Here is a 19,848-nt window from a genome sequence, read left to right as displayed (position 1 = left end):
ACGACCATGAACGACAAACAAACCGTGGCCCAGCAGGACACTGATCTGGTTGAAGTGGAAAACTTCGCCCCGCAGTCCTCGCTGCTCGACAGCATCATTTCCGAAAGCCGTGTCGCCCGCTCCGAAACCGAACGCACCCGCACCCGTGATCTGATCGGCGAGCTGGTGGGTCAGGTGCTGGAAGGCGAAATGACGCCGAGCAAGGACCTGATCGCCGTGCTCGATGCGCGCATCGCCGAGATCGATTCAATGCTCTCCGAGCAGATGAACGAGATCATGCACGCTCGCGAATTTCAGCAATTGGAAGCTTCCTGGCGTGGCCTGAAATACCAGGTCGACCAGACCGAGACCAGCACCACGCTGAAGATTCACCTGCTCAACGCCTCGAAGAAAGACCTGGTCCGTGACCTCAAGGCCTCGTCGGAATTCGACCAGAGCGCGCTGTTCAAGAAGATCTACGAAGAAGAGTACGGCACCTTCGGTGGCGCTCCGTTCGGCATGCTGCTGGGTGATTACGAGTTCAACCGTAACCCGGAAGACATGTACCTGCTCGAAGAGATCTCCCACGTCGCCGCCGCTGCCCACGCGCCGTTCATTTCGGCCGCGTCCCCCGAGCTGTTCGGCTGGGACTCGTTCACCGACATGTCCGGCCCGCGCGACCTGGCGAAGATCTTCGACACCGTCGAATACGCCAAGTGGAAATCCTTCCGTAACTCCGAAGACTCCCGCTACGTCGGCCTGACCCTGCCCCACGTGCTGGGTCGGCTGCCGTATGGCCCGGATACCACGCCGGTCGAAGAATTCAACTTCGTCGAAAGCGTCGATGGCCGCGACCACAACAAATACCTGTGGATGAACGCTGCCTACGCACTCGGCACCCGCGTGACTGACGCGTTCTCCCGCTACGGCTGGTGCGTGGCGATTCGTGGTGTTGAAGGCGGCGGTCTGGTGGAAGGTCTGCCGACCCACACGTTCAAGACCGATGACGGCGAAATCGCCCTCAAGTGCCCGACTGAAATCGCGATCACCGACCGCCGCGAGAAAGAACTCTCCGACCTCGGTTTCATCCCGCTGGTGCACTGCAAGGGCACCGACTACGCGGCGTTCTTCGGCACCCAGTCGACCCAGAAACAGAAGCAGTACAACACCGACATTGCCAACGCCAACGCCCGTCTTTCGGCGCAGTTGCAGTACATCTTCGCCACCTCGCGCATCGCTCACTACATGAAAGCGATCATGCGCGACAAGGTCGGCAGCTTTGCTTCACGCAAAGACGTCGAGATGTTCCTCAACAAGTGGCTGTCCAGCTACGTGCTGCTCGACGACACCGCCAGCCAGGAAGCCAAGGCCAAGTTCCCGCTGCGTGAAGCCCGCGCCGAAGTCTTCGAAGTGCCGGGCAAGCCGGGCGTATACAAAGCGGTGACGTACCTGCGTCCGCACTACCAACTGGATGAACTGACGGCGTCGCTGCGACTGGTCGCAGAACTGCCGCAATCCACACGCGGTTAACCGGTCCGGGTCTGCCAGGGAGGCAACATGAGTAGCCAACACAAGTTGTTGCCGTCACTGCTGGACCGGTTGCTGGACGACCGTCCGCACCAGTCCGTTGAAGCCTCGGCGCAACGCTTGTGTTCGCTGGCCGATTACAAGGCCAGCATCGTGCGTGACCTGGAGATCCTGGTGAACACCCGTCAGTCCCTGGTGGCTGGCGAGCTCGCCGGTTTCCCGCAACTGCCCGGCACGATCCTCGATTACGGCATGCCCGATTTCACCAGCAAAAGCGTGCTCGACCCCCAGGACCGTTACCTGATTCAGCAGCAGCTGGAGAAGGCGATTTCCGACGGCGACCGGCGCTTTCGCAGCGTCAAGGTACAACTGCTCGCACAACAAACCGGCCAACGCATGCTGACCTTTCGCGTGGACGCCGTACTGCGCCTGCAAGACATCTCCCGTCAGGTTTCATTTGACGCGGTGTTGCAGGTCAATACCCAGGAATACACAGTACAGAACCTCAACTGATGCTCGACGACCTGCTCCCCTATTACGAAAAGGAACTGTCGCACCTGCGCTTTCTGGGCCAGGAGTTCGCGAGCCAGTACCCGAAAATCGCCTCGCGGTTGCTCATCGAGGGCGATAACTGCGAGGACCCTCATACCGAGCGCTTGATCGAGGCGTTTTCGTTTCTCGCGGCGCGGGTGCACAAGAAGCTCGATGACGAGTTTCCGGAAATCGTCGAGTCGTTCCTTGAGGTGCTGTACCCGCACTACCTGCGCCCTACCCCGTCGATGTCCATCGTCGAGTTCACCCTGGGCAAGAACGAGAAGGTCACCGAGGCCTATCGCGTTGCGCGTCACACCGAGATCCACGCCACGCCCATCGACAGCGTGGTGTGCAAGTTCCGTACGTGCTACCCGGTCGACCTGTGGCCGATCAGCGTGCAGCAGGCTTCGTTTGTCGAAATGGAACGCTCGGCGTTCAACGGCCACAGTGCTGATCTGGTGGCGCGTCTGCGCATCGGCCTGACGGCGACCTCCGACGTGCTGTTCGGGCAGATGGAGCTGGACTCGCTGCGCTTCTTCCTCGACGGCGAAAGCACACTGATGCTGCAGCTGTACGAATTGCTCTTCAACAACCTGGCCAAGGCCACGCTGACCTTCGAAGACGAAGGCCGTATGCGCGAAGTGGCCCTGCCGGCTAACGCGCTGAAGGCGGTCGGCTACGGTCTGGATGAGGGGCTGGTGGACTACTCGGAGCGTTCGTTTCTCGGCTACCGGCTGCTGCACGAATATTTCACCTTCCCGGACAAGTTCATGTTCTTCGACCTGTCCGGTTTCGGTCGCATTCTGGCGGGCAAGGCGCTGGGCAAAGTCGAGATCAATTTCTACTTCTCCGACTACGACCTGCACGACCGCCTGGCGCGCCTGACGCAGAACATCGGCCGCGCCAACTTCAAGCTCAACTGCACGCCGATCATCAACCTGTTCCGCCAGCAGGCCGAGCCAATCACCCTGACCCATGCTCAGCATGAATACGCCATCATTCCGGACGTGCGCATGCAAAACACGGCCGAGGTGGTGTCCATCGACAAGGTGCGCCGGGTCAAGAAAGTCGGCGGGCTGGAGCAGGTCACCAGCTGCCATCCGTTCTTCGAGCCGCGCGCCGATCAGGGGCCGGGCAACAGCTTCTGGATCGCCCGCCGACGCCCCTCCCAGAGCCGGCAACGGGACGGCACCGACATGTTCATTCGGGTGGTTGACCGGGACCTGGAGCTGATCAACTCGGCCAGCGATACCTTGAGTATCCGCCTGACCTGCAGCAACCGCGACCTGCCTTCACTGCTGCCCTTCGGCGGCGCGCGCGGGGACTTCAGTGTCCCGGCAGGCTCGGTCATTGACGACATCCGCTGCCTGCGCAAACCGACCGCATCGGTGCGCGTGCCACTGGGCAACGGGGTCATCTGGCGCCTGGTCTCGCACCTGTCGCTGAACCACATGTCGCTGGTGAGCAAAGGCCGCGACGTGCTGCTGGAATTGCTGTCGCTCTACAACTACCGCAACACCTCGGCGATCCGTAAGCAGATCAACGGCATTGTCTCGGTGAGCAGCGAGCCGGTGGTCGCGCGGATCGGCCACCCGCGTCCGAACTTCGTGCGCGGCGTGGGCATCACCCTCAAATTCGATGAAAGCCAATACACCGGCAGCGGCGTGTTTCTGTTCGGCATGGTGCTCGACCATTTCTTCGGCCAGTACTGCTCGATCAACAGCTTTACCCAATTAACCCTGCGCACCTTGCAGCGCGAAAAGAGAGTGGTCCAATGGCCCCCGCGAACCGGCGATCAACCCCTGGTCTGATCGACCAGGCACGGGCTGAGCCGCACCGATTCGAATTCTTTCAGTTGGTGCGTTTGCTCCGCCTGCACTACAGCAGGAACGGGCGAATGGACCTGCAGACGCGGCCCCATGAAGACCCGTTGCGCTTTCGCTCGCAGCTGTCGCTGAATTTTCCGGCGAGCGAAGTCAGCGACCTGAAGTTTGAGCGCGAGGGCAAGGTGTCTGCGGCCGGGCTGCCGCTGACCGAAGTGCAGGTGACGTTCATGGGTCTGGTCGGGCCGTCCGGCGTATTGCCGCGCCCGTACACCGAGCTGTTGCTGGAACGCCATATTCAGTACCGGGACGACGCCGCCCACGCGTTTCTTGACGTGTTTTCCCATCGCATGACCACGCTGTTCTACGAGGCCTGGCAGAAGTACAAGTTTTACATCGAGTACGAGCGCAACGGCACGTCGGACTTCGATCGCTACCTGCTTCATCTGGTGGGCCTAGGCCCGCAGGCGCAGAAGCAAAAGTTCGCCCCTGAAGGCTCGCCCCTGCGTCGTGAGCTGTTCAGCTATTTCTCGGGGATGTTCGCGCAGAAGCCGCGCAACGCCCTGAACCTGCAAGTGATGCTGAGCTTTTACTTCTCGCTGCCGTTCAAGGTCCGGCAATTCGCCGGGCGCTGGCTGAAGCTCGACGTCAGCCAATGCACGCAGCTGGGCCGCAAGAACGCCGCCCTCGGGCAGAGCGCGGTGGTCGGCAACCGGGTCTGGGATTACCAGTCCACCGTACGCCTCGACATCGGCCCGTTGGCGCTGGCCGATTACCAGCGTTTTCAGCCCGGCACCGAGGACTACCAGAAGCTGGTGGAGTTGGTGCGTTTTTACATCGGCGCGCACCTGGATTTCCAGATCGCGCCGACGCTCAAGCGCGAGGCGGTGCCACTGGCGAAGATCGGCCGTCAGGGCAACGTCGCGCTGGGGTGGCTGGGCTGGTTGAAACGTCCGGGCGCCGATGTCGAGCCGGCCCGTTGTGCTCTTTTCCATATTCCTTTTGATGGGGTCTCACTGTGAACCTGAAGTCGCTGTTCGCCAAACTGAACGAAACCAGTCGCACAGCCACAGAAGGCGCTGCCGCCCTGTGCTTGTCAGAAAACCATTACGACGTTGAAGTCGAGCACTTGCTGCTGCAGTTGCTGGAAAACAACGACAACGACTTGCCAGCGATCCTTCGTCACTACGACGTGGTCCCCGAGCGCTTGCAGGCGCAGTTGGTCACCGCCCTCGGCACCTTCAAGAAAGGCAACACGCGCACGCCGGCGTTGTCGCCGCACATCACGCGGATGATCGAGCAGGCCTGGGTCCTGGCGTCCATCGAGTTTGGCCAGAGCCAGATCCGCACCGGTTACCTGATTCAGGCGTTGCTGGACGATGACGAGCTGCACCGTGTGGTCGTGGCCTCCGCGCCAGAGCTGGAAAAAATCAACGCCGACGACCTGCGGGTCAACCTCGCGGCGCTGGTGGAAGGCAGCCCGGAATCGGGTCTGGCCAGTCCGCTGGAAAGCCCGAAAGCCGCCAATGGCCGCACCGTTCAGGGCAACGGCAAAACGCCGGGGCTGGATCAATACACCATCAACCTGACCCAGAGCGCCCGCGACGGCCGCATCGATCCGGTGCTGGGCCGCGAGTTCGAAGTGCGGCAGATGGTCGACATTCTGACCCGTCGCCGGCAGAACAATCCGATCCTCACCGGTGAAGCCGGCGTCGGTAAAACCGCCGTGGTCGAAGGCCTGGCATTGCGCATCGTCCAGGGCGACGTGCCATCGGTGCTCAAAGACGTGGCGATTCACACCCTCGATCTGGGCCTGTTGCAAGCAGGCGCCGGGGTCAAGGGCGAGTTCGAAAATCGCCTGAAGTCGGTTATCGAAGAAACCAAGCGCAGCCTGCACCCGATCATTCTGTTCATCGACGAAGCCCACACCCTGATCGGCTCCGGTGGCCAGGCCGGGCAGAACGATGCCGCGAACCTGCTGAAGCCGGCGCTGGCCCGGGGCGAGCTGCGCACCATCGCGGCGACCACTTGGGCTGAATACAAAAAGTACTTCGAGAAAGACGCCGCCCTCGCCCGCCGCTTCCAGGTGGTCAAGGTCGAGGAGCCGGACGAAGACAAAGCCATCTACATGCTCCGTGGCCTGCTCGGCAAAATGCAGGAGCACCACAAGGTCACGGTGATGGACGAAGCATTGGTGCAGGCCGTGCGCCTGTCCAACCGCTACATCACCGGGCGTCAGTTGCCGGACAAAGCCGTCAGCGTTCTCGACACCGCCTGTGCTCGCGTGGCCCTCGCGCAGTCGGCACAGCCCGGCCCGCTGGAAGACTGCAAGCGCCAGATCGACAACGTTCAGGCCGAGATCGCCGTGCTGGAGCAGGAAGCCGCCAAAGGCAGCGACCACTCACGCCGTCTGGCTGCGCTGAACGAGGAATTGCAGAGCGTTCAGAACACTCGGGAAACCCTGGAGCAGCAGTGGCAGCGTGAGCTGGATCTGGTGAAAAAACTCGCGGACCTGGGCAGCGTCGAGGCCCCTGATGTCAGCGAGATTTCCGCCGTCCGTGCCGAGCTGTCAGACGTTCAGGGCGAGCAGCCATTGGTCCACGCACTGGTCGACGGCGGCACCATCGGCGAGGTGATTTCCGGCTGGACCGGCATCCCGCTGGGCAAGATGCTGCGCAACGAAATCGACACCGTTCAGCGCCTGCCGGCACTGCTGGGGGAGCGCGTATTGGGTCAGGATCACGCCCTGGCGGAGATCGGCAAACGCATCAAGATCTCCCGCGCGCGCATGGAAGACCCGAACAAGCCCATCGGCGTGTTCCTGCTGCTGGGCCCGAGCGGCGTCGGCAAGACCGAAACCGCTCTGGCGCTGGCCGACACACTGTACGGCGGTGAGCGTAACGTCATCACTATCAATATGTCCGAGTACCAGGAAGCCCACACCGTTTCCAGCCTCAAGGGTTCCCCTCCCGGTTATGTCGGTTACGGCGAAGGCGGCGTGCTGACCGAAGCGGTGCGGCGCAAACCCTACAGCGTGGTGTTGCTGGACGAAGTGGAAAAAGCCCACCCGGACGTGCTTGAGCTGTTCTTCCAGGTATTCGACAAAGGCGTGCTCGATGACGGCGAAGGTCGCGAGATCAACTTCCGTAACACGGTGATCATCCTCACCTCCAACACCGGTACCGATCGCATCATGCAGCGCTGCCTGAACACCACCGAGCAGCCGACCCCGGACGAGATCGTCGAGGACCTGCGCGACGAGCTGAACCAGGTGTTCAAGCCCGCCTTCCTCGGGCGGTTGACCATCGTGCCGTACTACCCGGTCCAGGACGAGATTCTGGAGCGCATCGTTGCCCTGAAGCTGGAGCGTATTCGCAAGCGTTTCGAGCGCAATCATCAAGCCGTGCTCGGTTACGACGAGGCGCTGGTCAAGGCCATCGCGGCGCGCTGCACCGAGGTCGACAGCGGCGCACGCAACATCGACAACATTCTGTCCAAGACCCTCATGCCGGAACTCTCCCAGCACGTGCTGGAACGCATGGCCCAGGACAAACCGATTCAGAGCCTGCACATCGAACTGGGCAGCGACGGCGGTTTCGCCTACCGCTTGCTTTGATTGGGTTGGAAGGGAGTTGGCTGGATTGATCGAGCATTCATAGGTATGCAGTCATGAATATGCAGAACAGGGAACGTCTTTACGCCGGGGCCAGCTGGGCCACCCGCGTGACCCTTTTGACCGTCCTGATGGCGCTCACCGCCTGCGGCATCACCGACCGCGCCAGCAAGCGCGTCGATGACACCTGGGCCGGTGACATGCTGTTCGGCGACAAGGAAAAAGTCATTCTGACGGCCGACGGCGGTAACCAGCTCAACCCCGATGAAAGCGGCCGCCCGCTGTCCGTCGTGCTGCGGGTCTATCAGCTCACGGCGCTGGAGCGTTTTGCGTCCATCGACGCCGATTCGCTGTGGGACAACCCGCAGCAGGCCCTTGGCAACACGCTCATCGACAGCCAGGAAATCACCCTGCTGCCGGGCATGGGCCAGATCGACCAGTGGCCGCTGAACACGGCCACTGGTTATGTCGGCATCGCCGCGTTCTTCCGCTCCGACGAGAAGAGCCACTGGAAAGTCGCCTTCGATGCCAACTCCCTGCGCAAGGACGGCATCTGGTTTTCCTCGGACGGCCTGCGCGTGCTGGTCGACAACAACCACGTGCTGGCGGTGCGCGGCAATGACGTGCTGAACAAGCCGCAGACCGAAGCGCAGTTCGCCAAAAGCAACGTCATGCCCACGGCTGCGCCCGCCGCCAATGCAGTCAATCCGTCCCTGACTCAACAGGTGCAGGACGCGGCGGTGCAAAAGGCCCAGGACACGGCGGTCGACTCCGCTCAGAAAGGCGCGCAATCAAAATTCGATTCATTAGTGGAAGGCGTTCATGAGTAAGCAGAGCCGCGTGATGTGGTCCGAAGGCATGTTTCTTCTGCCACAGCACTTCCAGTACCAGGATGAATTCCACCAGCACCAGTTGAGCGAATCGACGCTGCGCGCCACGCCCTTTCATTGGGGTGTGCAGGTCATGCAGATCGACGAAGAAGCGCTGGCCAGCGGTTCGCTGCAATTCAAGCGGCTGAAGCTGGTGTTTCCGGACGGCAGCCTGTTCGATGCGCCGGGCCACGATCCGCTGCCGGCGGCGCGGGATTTGCGCGAGTTGCTCAAAGGCAATGACTTCAAGGTCTACGCCGCCCTGAAACTGCCTGAGCCGTTCGGCCTCAATTACGTTGAAGACGGCCAGGAGCAGAAAAGCGCGCGCCGATATCGCAAGCAGTTCGACACCCTGCCCGACCTCAACGAAGGCGATCTGGAAAACGAGATCACCAGCCTGCGCCTGAACGTGGTCATGCTGATCGATGGCGACACGCTGGACGGCTACAGCTATTGCCCGATCGCGCGGCTGTCGCGCAACAACATCGGCGGTTTCAGTCTCGACACCCACTTCGTGCATCCGACCTTGCACCTGGGCACCCACGAAACCCTGATCGGCCTGGGCAAGCGTCTGCTCGGCGCCCTGCACTCGAAGAGCAAGGCGCTCTCCGGCCGCCGCCGGGAACGTGCTGATCAGATCGCCGAGTTCGGTTCCAGCGACGTCACGCTGTTCTGGTTGCTCAACACGGTCAACCGCGCGTACCCGAATCTGGCGCACTTGCTGGCCCACCCGCGCCTGCACCCGGAGCGTCTGTACCTGTTCCTGGCAGAACTGGCCGGTGGTTTGCTGACCTTCTCGCTGGACGTCGAGCTCAACGACATCCCCGAGTACAACCATCACGACCCGGCGGCGTCGCTGGTCACGCTGGACCAGATGATCCGCACGCTGCTGGACAACGTGATCCCGAACCAGTGCATCGTCATCAACCTGACCCAGACCAAGCCCTCGTACTGGCAGGGTCAGCTGCACGACCCACGACTGGTCGATGCCGATTTCTATATTTCCGTGCACGCCGACATGCCCGGCTCCAGCCTGCTGGAACTGGTGCCACGGGCGGTCAAGGTCGGCTCCCCGGAAGACATCGAAGTGGTGGTCAACAGCGCCATGCCCGGCGCCACGCTCAACCATTCGACACGGCTGCCCAACGCCATTCCAGTGCGTCTGGACAACCACTACTTCTCGATCGAACCCCATGGCCGGGTCTACGAACGCATGATGAGCGCCCAGGCGATCTCGTTCTACGCACCCAGCGCTTTCACCAACCTCAAGCTTGAACTGATGGCAGTACTCAAATGAGCGAAGCCGTAATGCAAGGCGCCATGGCCGCCGACCAGCCAAAACCGACCCTCAAAGACCTCGTGCAGGACTTCATCAGCATGGCGCTGATCCTGCGTCGTGGCCGTCAAGTGACCTCGGTCCGCGCGTTCGAGGAGAGCGTCGACAGTTTCTTCGCGACCCTGGAGCGAGAAGCCCGCGCCTCCAATTACAGCGTCGAGCAGGTCAAGGACACGCAATACGCGTTGTGCGCGTTTCTCGACGAAAGCGTGCTGCGGGCCAAAATGCCCGAGGCGCCGGTCGTGGCAAACGCCGAGGCTTCGCCCACTTCAGCCCATGCTGCGCTGGCGGCGCCGGCCGAGAAAGTCAACGTACTGCGCCGGCACATCGAAGTGTCGCCGCTGCAGTTCCGCCACTTCGGGGTGCACCTGGCCGGCGAAGGTTTCTTCGACAAGATCGAAACCCTGCGCGCCGACGTCAAGCGCAACCTCGACGTGCTGGAGGTGTATCACCTGTGCCTGGCCCTGGGGTTCGAAGGCAAATTCAGCGTCGGTGAAGGCAAGGATCAACTGCGCTATCTGGCCAACACCCTCGGCCAGGACATCGCCCGTTATCGCAGGACGCCCAAAGCGCTGTCGCCGGACTGGGCACTGCCGGATCAGGTCTCGCAGATGCTGCGCCACGAGGTGCCGGTGTGGGTCTACCTGGCGTTAATCGCGCTGGTCTGTCTGGCGGTTTACCTGACGCTGGACTGGCTGCTGGGCAAGGACGTCGCCTTATTGTCCGAACACATCAGCCAATTGTTCAGTGCCTGAGCACTGCTCGGGTAAGCGAGTCAGGAAGACATGAAAACACTACTTCGCGCTCTAAAAAGTTTCTGGTTCATCCTCATCGCGCTGTGGCTGGCGAGTCTCGTTGCGTGCGTGGTCGTTGCGGCGCGCAGCCAATGGTCGCGGGAATACCTGCTTCAAGTCATGCTGGTGGTCAGCGCGTTCTACGTCTTCGTGGGCGTATTGCGCCAGCTGCGGCGCATGTCGGCGGAGCGCAATCTCGAGCGTCTGGTGCACCATGAAGTCGACCGCTCATTGCCGGCCGACGGCGATTTCCGCGACCAGCAGGTACTGCGCGACCGCCTCAAGCACGCGATCACCATGCTCCGCGCCGATCGCTCGGCAGGCGGCGGCGGTTCGTCGGCACTGTATGAGCTGCCGTGGTACCTGGTGATCGGTCAGTCAGCGGCCGGCAAGACGTCGCTGCTGACCCGCTCGGGGCTGTCGGCCACCACCGCCGGAGGCCAGAGCAGTGGCGAAAGCGGCACCCGCCACTGCGACTGGTACTTCAGCCCTGAAGCGGTGCTGATCGACACGGCCGGCCGTTACCTGAACGACGACCAGTCGGCGAGCGAATTCACCGCATTCCTGCAACTGCTGAAAAAGCAGCGCAAGAAAACCGCCATCAATGGTCTGGTGCTGGTGGTCAGCCTGCCTGAACTGCTGGCGGCAACGGCCCATGAACGTGCGGAAATGGCGATCCAGCTGGTCGCGCGGATCGAGGAATACAGCCGCAGCCTTGACGCCCACCCGCCGATCTACCTGATGCTGAGCAAGACCGACCAGTTGCCGGGCTTTAATCAGGCTTTCGACGGCCTGGACCTGAACGAGCGTCAGCAACCGCTGGGCATGACGTTTGCGCTGTCGGAAATCCGCAGCCAGGGCTTGAAGACGGTCCTCGACGGCAAGCTGAAGAATCTGCACAACGGCGTGCAGCGTCACGTCGATGCGCAGATGATCAGGCTCGGTTCCGACGCCAACAGCGCGTTGCTCAACTTCCCCAATTACTTCGCCGATCTGTCGGGCGTGCTGGTGCCGTTCCTCGAACACTTCACCCAGCCGGCCAGCCACGGCAGCCCGTTGCTGCTGCGCGGCCTGTATTTCACCAGCGCGTTGCAGACCGCTCAGCAGCTGAGCCAGGTGTTCGACGACGATCTGGCCGAGGCCTTTGCCCTGCAGCCGGCACACGAAGGCGCCCATCTGGCGCAAGCGGGCGGCAGGAAGACCGGCGACCGCAGCTACTTCATCACCGACACCTTCCGCCGGGTGATCTTCCCCGATCGCGCGCTGACCTCGTACCAGTCCCGCGATGGCCGCGACACGTCAATGACCCCGGTGGTCCTCGCCGCTGCGGTCCTCGCCGGCCTGGGTTTCATCGGCTGGCAAGCGCTGTCGTTTCAGCACAACCGCGAATGGATCGGTGCCCTGCAAGACAAGCTGACCGAGCTGAGCGATGCCCCCGATCGTGCCCAGCGCATGGCGGCAGGCGAAGGCCTGGAGCTGCTGCGCAATGAGCTGGCGCTGATCGAAAAACACCGCGCCAAAGGCGTGCCGCTGCAACTGAGTGCCGGCCTGTACCGCGGTGACGAGATCTTTGCCGCCGCGCAAACGGCCTATCTCCAACAACTGCGCAGCCAGGCCCTTGAGCCGGTGGCGCTGAAGCTGCAAATGCAGATGCGCGCGTTCAATGAGTTCACCAAATCCGTGGACCCTCAGAACGAACTCGCTGCCACGGCCAGCAAATCAGGTGGCAAGCCGGGCAGCAAAAACGATAAGGGCCAGAAGCTGGCCGATCGCGGCGTGCGCAGTTTTGCCGCCAACACCGGCAAACCCAGCTTGAGCAGCATTCCGCGCAGCGTCGGTGATGTCGGCAGTCGTCTGAAAGGCGCCGTGCGCAGCAACGTGACCAAGACCCGCGAGGCGGCGCTTGCCGATCTGCGCAACCCGGCCACGGCCAGTGACGCAGCAGAACTGTCGGCCACCACCGGCGGGCTGTCGTTGTCCGAAGAAATGCTTGGCCGCCTGGATGAGCAGCAAGTCGCCTCGATCATCGAGTCCTACAACTCGCTCAAGCTGTACCTGATGCTGACCCAACCGAGTGTCCACTCGGACCCGGAATTCGTCAGCGCCGCCTTGCCCGTCGCCTGGAGCAACACCGCTTCGGCAGACAGCCCGGTCAGCGATGAGGTCATCGCCGACAACGTGCCGATGTACGTGCAGTTACTCAAGACCGGACAGGCCCCTGCCCTGCCCCGCAACGATCAACTGGTCGAAGAAACCCGCAAGAGCCTCAAGTCGTTCATGATTTCCAGCTCGCTGGTGGACCGTGAATACCTGCGCCTGCAATTGGAAGCCAGTCGCCAGTTCCCGGCCGTGGGCCTCAACGAGCTGGTGCCATTGCCCGGCCGACAGTTGCTCTACGGCAGCGAAGCGGTGCCGGCGATCTTCACCCGCCAGGGCTGGGACGGTTTCGTCAAACCCGAGCTGATCAAGCTGATGTCGAGCAACCTGCGCAACGAGTCCGACTGGGTTCTGGACGGCGACGGCGGCGATAGCATCATTCAGAAAGCCAACTTCATGCGCGAGTTCATGGCCCGCTACAAGCGTGACTACGCGCAGTCCTGGTACACCTTGCTGAGCAGCGTTGGCGTGCGCCACTTCACCGACATGGCCAACGCCACGCAACAGCTGTCGTTGTTGAGCGACGTGCAGAACTCGCCGGTGAAAATCCTGCTGTCCGGGGTCAACGACAACACCCAGTGGGACGTGCCCGCGCCCCAGGTCAATCAACAGGCCGGCACGCCGAAGCCCGATGATTTCTGGAGCAAAGTCACCGGCCTGGTCAGCGGCCCTCAAGTGCCGACCGCCGCCATGCTCTCGCCGCTGCCGGCGGTGGACGACGGCAGCCTGGCCCAGCGCTTCGAGCCGGTGTCGCGGGTCTTCGCGACGCAGAACGCCGAAGGCGCCGACAGCACCATCATGGATCGCTACCTGGCGGCGCTGCGCAAACTGAAAGTGCGGATGAACAACATTCAGCGCTCCCAGGACGTCGGCAAGAGCAGCAAGCAACTGATCAGCGAAACCCTCGAAGGTCAGCCGAGCGAAGTCACCAACGTGCGCAACTACGTCGAGACCACGGTGGACACCAGCCGGGGCAGCCTGTCGGAATCGCTGCAGGGCCTGTTCAGCCTGCCGATCCAGTTCGCCTGGGAAACCCTGCGCGACCCGGCCGGCCAGCAGATCGCCAAGGCCTGGGCACAGCAGATCGCCAAGCCGTGGGAGCAAGTCATGGCGCACCGTTATCCGATCGCCGCCGGCAGCCGCAACGAAGCGTCGGTAAAAGACCTGCAGCGTTTCGTCGACCCCGAGTCCGGCCTGCTGCCGAACTTCAAGCGCAACGAAATCGGTAACCTGTCCGGCGGTGAAGGCCTGGGCATGAGCAGCGGCGCCAAGGCCGCACCGTTGGTGAACCCGAACATGGTCACCAGCATCGACAAGGCCAGCTCCCTGGGCCAAGTCATCGCCAGCCTGTCGGACAAGGAAAACGGCTTCGAAATCATGCTGGAGCCGTCGGGGTTCTTCACCGACATCATCTTCACCCTCGACGGTCAGGTGCAGCATTACCGCAACGGCAAAACCAGCTGGAGCCGTTTCTCCTGGCCGGGCACCACCACCGCACCGGGCGCACGTCTTGACGTGGTGACGCTGACTGGCGAACGCATCACCGTGTTCGACTACCCCGGTCGCTGGGGCCTGTTGCGCATGAACGACAGCGCGCGGGTTGATGACCTCGACGGCATCCAGCAACGCTTCAGCTGGAACACCGCCAATGGTCAGGTCAGCCTCGCGGTGCGCAACTACGGCGGCGTCAAGCTGACCGACCTGGCCAACGTCAAATCCCTGAGCGCGCTGAACTCGCCGTCCAAGTTCGTGGCGGAAGGATCGGCCAAGTGATGAGGGTTGCGCGGGTGGTTGAACGCGGCCCTGAAGGCGGGGTTGAGGGCGGGCTGGTGAACGGTCGGGAGCGCCGTCGATGATCGGCTGCTTCGGCAAGCTGCCGTCGAGCGCGGACTTCATCAGCCTGCACGGCGCCGCGGATGACGTGTGTGAATTCGACGGCTGGCTGCAGGCGTCGCTCGCGGCGATTCATGCGGAGGACGACTGGCAGGCGCGATTCGATCGCCTGCCGGTGTGCTTCTTCTCGTACCGCGCGCGCTCGGGCAACTGGCTGCTGGGCGGTCTGGTCAGTTCGATGGACTCCAGCCAGCGGCGCTACCCGCTGTTCATCTTCCAGACCGTGAAGGCAGGCGATGGCGAGCCGCTGGTCAACCCGTTCACCTTGAGCGAGTTGTTCTGCGCGCAGATCAAACCGTTGCTGCACCTCGGTGCCCAGGGCGAGCAGGCGGCGGTGCTGTTCGAACGGATCAAGGCCCTGCGCCCGTTGCAGGGTCAGGACTTCGCGTTGTTCCGCCAAGTGCACGAGAAGTTCCTGCGCAACTTCAACCTGCGGGACATCGCCACGGCGCTGGAACAGGCCTACCCGGAGTTCGTCACCAACGCCGTACTGACCCGATTGAATGCATTGCGCCGCCCGCTGAACCACGCTCAAGCGCTGGGCATCAGCCTGCCGCTGCCCGCTGAACGCGGCTTGAAAAACCCGACAGCGGACCTCTGGATCGACTGGCTGACGCGGATGAAAACCGGCCGTGTGTCGCCCCAGGTCAGCGTGCTGGCCGACGACTTTATGCGGCCCAAACTGTTGTGCTTCCCGTCCCGCAGCAACACCGGCCTGTACACGGTGCTGGCCGACCCGACCGAGCGGCCTGAGCATTACGACGTACTGGCGGACTTCGCGGCATTCGACGAACACCACCGGCCGCCTGAGTTTCCTGACACCGATCGCCCCCTTTTTGACGTCATCGACCGTTGTGTCGACGCGCTGGATGTGAAGTCCGTATGAACAAGCTCAAGTATTACCTGCTGCGCTACCAACCCTACATTCTGGGGATCTGTTTCTTCCTGACGATCTTCATTGTCTGGGGGCTGGGCCGCGCGCTGGACTTCAGTTCCCTGGGCAGCCTGCTGACCGGCATCGCTGTCTTTCTGCTGCTCTCGATCGGCTACGTGCTGTATCTCTACAGGAGCAACTCGCGGCAGCACAACCTCGAAGGCGTGCTGCGCGACGACGCCGATCAAGCGGTGTTGAACGCAAGCCCGGCGGACCGTGAAGAGGTCAGTCTGCTACGCGAACGCCTGCTGCAAAGCATCGATCGCCTGCGCAGCAACACCCCCAACGGCACCCGTGCCAAGGACGCGCTGTACGCCCTGCCGTGGTATCTGGTGGTCGGTCAGCCCGCCGCCGGCAAGAGCACCATGCTTTATCAATCCGGCCTGAACTTCCCGTACGCCGAGCGAGAAGGCGTTCGGGTCGCCGGGCTGGGCGGCACGCGCAATTGCGACTGGTTCTTCAGTTCCGAAGCGGTGCTGCTGGACACCGCCGGGCGCTACATGACCGATCAGGAAGAAGCCGGGAAATGGCGCGGTTTCCTGCAGCTGCTGCGCCAGCACCGCCAGCGTCGTCCGCTCAACGGGCTGATCGTGACGGTGAGCATCCACGACATCCTCCAGGCCTCGCTGGAAGATCAGGAACGTCTGGCCAAGCGCCTGCGTGAACGCCTTCAGGAAACCTATTCGCTGCTGGAAGTGCGCCTGCCGATTTACCTGGTCTTTACCAAATGCGACCTGGTGCCGGGCTTCGCGCCGTTTTATCGCCAGCTCGACGAGGTGGCCCGTGGCGAAGTGATGGGCAAGACCTTCACCCACAAAGACTATGAAAAAACCGACTGGGCCCAGCGTTTCGGCGTGGCCATGGACGAACTGGTCAACTACTGGAAAGAAGTTGCCAGCCAGCAACTGGTGTTGCAGGACATTCAGATCACCCGCCGGGATTCGGCGGTGTATCGGTTCCCGCTGGAACTCGCCGCGCTCAAGCCTCGGCTGCAACTGTTCGTCGACGCCCTGCTGCGCGCCAATCCGTACCAGCATGCCGAGCTGCTGCGCGGCTTCTACTTCACCAGCGCGCTGGATGCCGATGCGCCCGAGTTGGGCGGCCACACCCGTCAGGTCAGCGAGCGCTTCTCCCTGGAGGCCGAGCAGTCCGCTGCCAGCGGCCACGCCCAGCCGCAGCCGCTGTTCATCAACAGCCTGTTCCGCAAGGTGATCATTCCCGACCAGCATCTGGTCGCGCTGTACACCAGCAATGTTCGCGAACGCCGTCGCAAGGCCGCGTGGGTCGGCGGCGCCAGCCTGATTGCGCTGCTGCTGTGCGGCGCGTGGGGCTGGTCGTACTGGAACAACAAAAGCGAGATACAGACGCTGTCGTCTGAACTGACCGCCGCTGCGGCCCAGGACGATCGGACGCCGGCGCAGTACACCGACTGGCAAACCCTGGACCGTCTGCGCCTCCAGACCGCCGATTACTACGCCAGGCACCACGATCAGGGCGTGCCGCTGCGCCTGCGTCTGGGCCTTTATCAGGGCTATAACGTCGAGCCGCTGGTGCGCGCGCGTTACTTCAACCGGCTGGAAACGGTCATGCTCAAGCCGACCGCCGACAACCTCACCCGCTCGCTGTACCTGCTGACCACGATCAAGGTCTATCAGCGCAACGCCAAGGACCTGATGCCGGTGACCGGCGTTGACAGCGTCGAGCCGCGCGCCCTGCCCAACGACAACCGCGCGCAGTCGATCGCCGACTTCGGCAAGGCCACCCTGGAGACCTACGTTCAGCTCTCGCGCTCCCAGCGAGAGAAAGCCGACCCGGCCTTCCTCAAGGCGAAGATCCCGGACTACTGGTACCCGGCCATCGCCAAACAGACCGGCAAAACCATCGGCGCGACGGGCGCTGCGACGAACTCGGGCACGGACTACGAGCTCGCCAGCCGCCAGGTCAACTTCTACAGCGACCAGATCCACGAACCCGACGTGCCGAGAATTCTCGACAACGCGTTCCTGACCTCCAGCTCGCGCAATTACATCAACAGCCTGCTCTCGCAATCGCTGCGCTCCATCGAGACCATCACCCTGGAATCGGACACCCTGTTCGCCTTCGGCCGTGCCGATTTCCAGAGCCTGAAAACCGAGGGCCAGAGTCAGCTGAGCGCCATTGCCGGCAAGCTGCTGAGCACGCCGAACATCGGCAAGATCGTCATCGCCGGTCACGCCGACCAGCTCGGCGACCGACAGGGCAATCTGCAGGTGTCCAGGCAGCGGGCGCAAACCATCAAGACCTACCTGGTCGGCAAGGGCGTGCCCGCCGAGCTGGTGGAAGCCGTCGGCGAAGGCAGCGAGAAGCCGCTGGTCAAGTGCGACATGCAGCAGCCGCGTGCGCAGTTGATCCAGTGCCTGGAGCCGAACCGACGCGTAGAAATCGAGGTGCGTGCGCTCAACTGATTGCGCGCAGGCACCTGAAGAACCCGGCGCCCGGGCCTGTTGTATGAAGGCCCGGGCAGCGGCAACCGATCCTTTTGAATCTTCAAAGGGGTCAAATCAAGGGGCGTGATCCGGCCGCTGGACGGCTGGCCCCAACCTGCAAGAAAGGAGAATCAAGAAATGGCATTTGACGCATATATTCAGATCGACGGCATTCCAGGCGAAGTTCTGGATGACAAGCACAAGGACTGGATTGAAGTACTCGGCTACGAGTACGGCGCCACCCAAGCGACGTCGGCGACTGCCAGCTCTTCGGGCGGTGCGTCCTCCGAGCGCGTTGCACTGAGCGATTTCAGCATCCGCAAAGCGGTCGACAAGGCCTCTGCGAAGCTGTTCGAAGCGTGCTGCAAAGGCACTCACATCGCCAAGATCCAGCTGAACGTCAACCGTGCGGGCGGCGACAAGCTGACCTACCTGACCATCAACCTGGAAGAGGTTGTAGTGTCGTCGGTCAAGGCCGTTGCCGGTGGCAGTCAGGATGGCGAAGACAAAGCCGTCAGCGACCTGCCGATCGAAGAAATCAGCTTCAACTTCGCTCGCATCAAAACCACCTACACCCAACAAAGCCGTGCCGATGGCCAGGGTGGCGGTAACGTCACCGGCGGTTGGGACCGTACGGCCAACAAGGTTTTCGCTTGATCGAGTAGTCACAGCGGTCCGTTGCCTGGGGCAGCGGACCGTATTCAACACCGCGTCGGCTGGATCGACGCGGTGTTCTTTTTTCTTATCCCGAGTTGACCATGTCTGAATTTCTCAACGACCTTTCACTGACCGAACTGACAGCGCCGATCAATGGAGGAAGCGGCGAAGACCTGAGCTTTTCCACGCTGTTCGACAACGTCAAGGAAGCTCGTCGAGCGGACCCTGATTACTTGACCCAGGGTGACTGGCAGACCGATCTGAAATCCTCGGATTGGGACCTGACGATCACCCTGGCTGCACAAGGCCTTGCTCAGCAGAGCAAGGACCTGATGCTGGTCGCCTGGCTCAGTGAAGCCCTGGCGCACAAATACCACTTCGTCGGCATCACCTTCGGCCTGACCCTGGCCGAGCGGATTCTCGAACGCTTCTGGGATGACCTGTTCCCGGCGCTGGACGAAGGCCTGGAAGAGCGCGCCGCCCGCCTGGCCTGGCTGAAGACCACCCTGGCCGATGTTGTGGGGGGACTGCCGATCACCCAGGGCGATCAGTTCGGCCTGCTGCGCTACGACGAGTCCCGGCACATCGAGAACCTGGCGCTGCAAAACCCGCAGGCCATGCGCATCGCGCTGGACGAAGGCAAGATCAACGCGGAGATCTTTCAGCGTTCCGTGGTGCTGACCGACACCGAGCACTTCCTGCGCAAGGCCTCGGAAATCACCGACAGCCTGCAGGCCTGCCGGCAATTGCAGGACACAGCCGATCGCCTGTTCGGCAGCGAAGCACCGAGCTTTGCCGGCCTGAGCGAGATCCTTTCCCGCGCCGCGCAACTGGCTGAAAAACTGCTCAAGGACCGCGGCGTGGAAATCAATCCCGCGCCTGCCCAACCGACCGCCGAGCCTGTCGCCGAACCGGCCGATCAACCCGCTGCGGGGCCTGCCATGACCATCACCGTGAAAGACACCGCGTCAGCGCCCTTGCGCACCACGCCGCTTACCCGCGACGAAGCCTTTACGATGCTCGCCGGCGTCGCCCAGTTCTTCAAACAGACCGAGCCGCAAAGCCCGGTGCCGTACCTGATCGAACGCGCGATCAAATGGGGCAACATGCCCCTGGAAGGCTGGCTCAGCGACGTCATCAAGGACAGCAACGTGGTCGACAGCATCCGCGACGTGCTGGGCACGAAAGAGCCGAAGGGCTGACACAAAACCCTGACGGGCAACCGCGCCCTCCTCAAAACTGACTTCGCCGCAGTGGTTACAGGCAG

At 62.4% G+C, this 19,848-nt stretch carries 13 protein-coding genes; all 13 read left to right on the top strand.

The window, feature by feature from the left end:
• Nucleotides 1-6 precede the first annotated feature (6 nt).
• Nucleotides 7-1,509, top strand: a complete 1,503-nt coding sequence (gene tssC, locus IFT99_RS03055) for a type VI secretion system contractile sheath large subunit (RefSeq protein WP_065988946.1) — start codon at nt 7-9, stop codon at nt 1,507-1,509.
• 27 nt (nt 1,510-1,536) lie between these two features.
• Nucleotides 1,537-2,019 (top strand): type VI secretion system baseplate subunit TssE, encoded by a 483-nt coding sequence (gene tssE / locus IFT99_RS03050; RefSeq protein WP_065988945.1) that lies wholly within the window; start codon nt 1,537-1,539, stop codon nt 2,017-2,019.
• Nucleotides 2,019-3,851 carry a type VI secretion system baseplate subunit TssF gene (gene tssF / locus IFT99_RS03045; RefSeq protein WP_065988944.1) on the top strand — a complete coding sequence of 611 codons (1,833 nt, stop codon included), beginning with the start codon at nt 2,019-2,021 and terminating at the stop codon, nt 3,849-3,851. The genes tssE and tssF overlap by 1 nt, the downstream gene beginning before the upstream one ends.
• Nucleotides 3,815-4,885 (top strand): type VI secretion system baseplate subunit TssG, encoded by a 1,071-nt coding sequence (gene tssG, locus IFT99_RS03040; RefSeq protein WP_192130388.1) that lies wholly within the window; start codon nt 3,815-3,817, stop codon nt 4,883-4,885. The genes tssF and tssG overlap by 37 nt, the downstream gene beginning before the upstream one ends.
• Nucleotides 4,882-7,479, top strand: a complete 2,598-nt coding sequence (gene tssH, locus IFT99_RS03035; RefSeq protein WP_192130387.1) for a type VI secretion system ATPase TssH — start codon at nt 4,882-4,884, stop codon at nt 7,477-7,479. Before tssG ends, tssH begins: the two co-directional genes overlap by 4 nt.
• A 128-nt stretch (nt 7,480-7,607) precedes the next feature.
• Nucleotides 7,608-8,306, top strand: a complete 699-nt coding sequence (gene tssJ, locus IFT99_RS03030) for a type VI secretion system lipoprotein TssJ (RefSeq protein WP_446731113.1) — start codon at nt 7,608-7,610, stop codon at nt 8,304-8,306.
• Nucleotides 8,299-9,642: a type VI secretion system baseplate subunit TssK gene (gene tssK, locus IFT99_RS03025; protein WP_192130386.1), complete on the top strand. Its 1,344-nt coding sequence runs from the start codon at nt 8,299-8,301 to the stop codon at nt 9,640-9,642. Before tssJ ends, tssK begins: the two co-directional genes overlap by 8 nt.
• Complete coding sequence (icmH, locus tag IFT99_RS03020) at nt 9,639-10,436, top strand: type IVB secretion system protein IcmH/DotU (RefSeq protein ID WP_192130385.1); 798 nt, start codon at nt 9,639-9,641, stop codon at nt 10,434-10,436. Before tssK ends, icmH begins: the two co-directional genes overlap by 4 nt.
• Nucleotides 10,437-10,466: 30 nt before the next feature.
• The gene (locus IFT99_RS03015; protein WP_192130384.1) at nt 10,467-14,405 is read left to right on the top strand and encodes a type VI secretion protein IcmF/TssM N-terminal domain-containing protein; all 3,939 of its coding nucleotides are present in this window, start codon (nt 10,467-10,469) and stop codon (nt 14,403-14,405) included.
• A gap of 79 nt (nt 14,406-14,484) precedes the next feature.
• The gene (gene tagF, locus IFT99_RS03010; RefSeq protein WP_065988937.1) at nt 14,485-15,411 is read left to right on the top strand and encodes a type VI secretion system-associated protein TagF; all 927 of its coding nucleotides are present in this window, start codon (nt 14,485-14,487) and stop codon (nt 15,409-15,411) included.
• Complete coding sequence (gene tssM / locus IFT99_RS03005) at nt 15,408-17,903, top strand: type VI secretion system membrane subunit TssM (RefSeq protein WP_192130383.1); 2,496 nt, start codon at nt 15,408-15,410, stop codon at nt 17,901-17,903. The genes tagF and tssM overlap by 4 nt, the downstream gene beginning before the upstream one ends.
• Before the next feature lie 159 nt (nt 17,904-18,062).
• Nucleotides 18,063-18,581, top strand: coding sequence for an Hcp family type VI secretion system effector (locus IFT99_RS03000; protein ID WP_065988935.1), 519 nt, complete (start codon nt 18,063-18,065; stop codon nt 18,579-18,581).
• A gap of 101 nt (nt 18,582-18,682) precedes the next feature.
• Nucleotides 18,683-19,783 carry a type VI secretion system protein TssA gene (tssA, locus tag IFT99_RS02995; RefSeq protein WP_065988934.1) on the top strand — a complete coding sequence of 367 codons (1,101 nt, stop codon included), beginning with the start codon at nt 18,683-18,685 and terminating at the stop codon, nt 19,781-19,783.
• The last annotated feature ends 65 nt before the right edge of the window (nt 19,784-19,848 follow it).

Source organism: Pseudomonas sp. CFBP 8772 (genome assembly GCF_014841665.1).
Classification (GTDB): domain Bacteria; phylum Pseudomonadota; class Gammaproteobacteria; order Pseudomonadales; family Pseudomonadaceae; genus Aquipseudomonas; species Aquipseudomonas graminis_B.
Note: the sequence above shows the minus strand (reverse complement) of the source record. Positions and strands in the feature narration are given on the sequence as shown.

Excerpts from the sequence above, each read along its gene's own strand:
- tssC (WP_065988946.1), top strand. The coding sequence starts at position 7 with ATGAACGACAAACAAACCGTGGCCCAGCAGGACACTGATCTGGTTGAA.
- tssE (WP_065988945.1), top strand. The coding sequence starts at position 1,537 with ATGAGTAGCCAACACAAGTTGTTGCCGTCACTGCTGGACCGGTTGCTG.
- tssF (WP_065988944.1), top strand. The coding sequence starts at position 2,019 with ATGCTCGACGACCTGCTCCCCTATTACGAAAAGGAACTGTCGCACCTG.
- tssG (WP_192130388.1), top strand. The coding sequence starts at position 3,815 with ATGGCCCCCGCGAACCGGCGATCAACCCCTGGTCTGATCGACCAGGCA.
- tssJ (WP_446731113.1), top strand. The coding sequence starts at position 7,608 with ATGGCGCTCACCGCCTGCGGCATCACCGACCGCGCCAGCAAGCGCGTC.
- tssK (WP_192130386.1), top strand. The coding sequence starts at position 8,299 with ATGAGTAAGCAGAGCCGCGTGATGTGGTCCGAAGGCATGTTTCTTCTG.
- icmH (WP_192130385.1), top strand. The coding sequence starts at position 9,639 with ATGAGCGAAGCCGTAATGCAAGGCGCCATGGCCGCCGACCAGCCAAAA.
- IFT99_RS03015 (WP_192130384.1), top strand. The coding sequence starts at position 10,467 with ATGAAAACACTACTTCGCGCTCTAAAAAGTTTCTGGTTCATCCTCATC.
- tagF (WP_065988937.1), top strand. The coding sequence starts at position 14,485 with ATGATCGGCTGCTTCGGCAAGCTGCCGTCGAGCGCGGACTTCATCAGC.
- tssM (WP_192130383.1), top strand. The coding sequence starts at position 15,408 with ATGAACAAGCTCAAGTATTACCTGCTGCGCTACCAACCCTACATTCTG.
- IFT99_RS03000 (WP_065988935.1), top strand. The coding sequence starts at position 18,063 with ATGGCATTTGACGCATATATTCAGATCGACGGCATTCCAGGCGAAGTT.
- tssA (WP_065988934.1), top strand. The coding sequence starts at position 18,683 with ATGTCTGAATTTCTCAACGACCTTTCACTGACCGAACTGACAGCGCCG.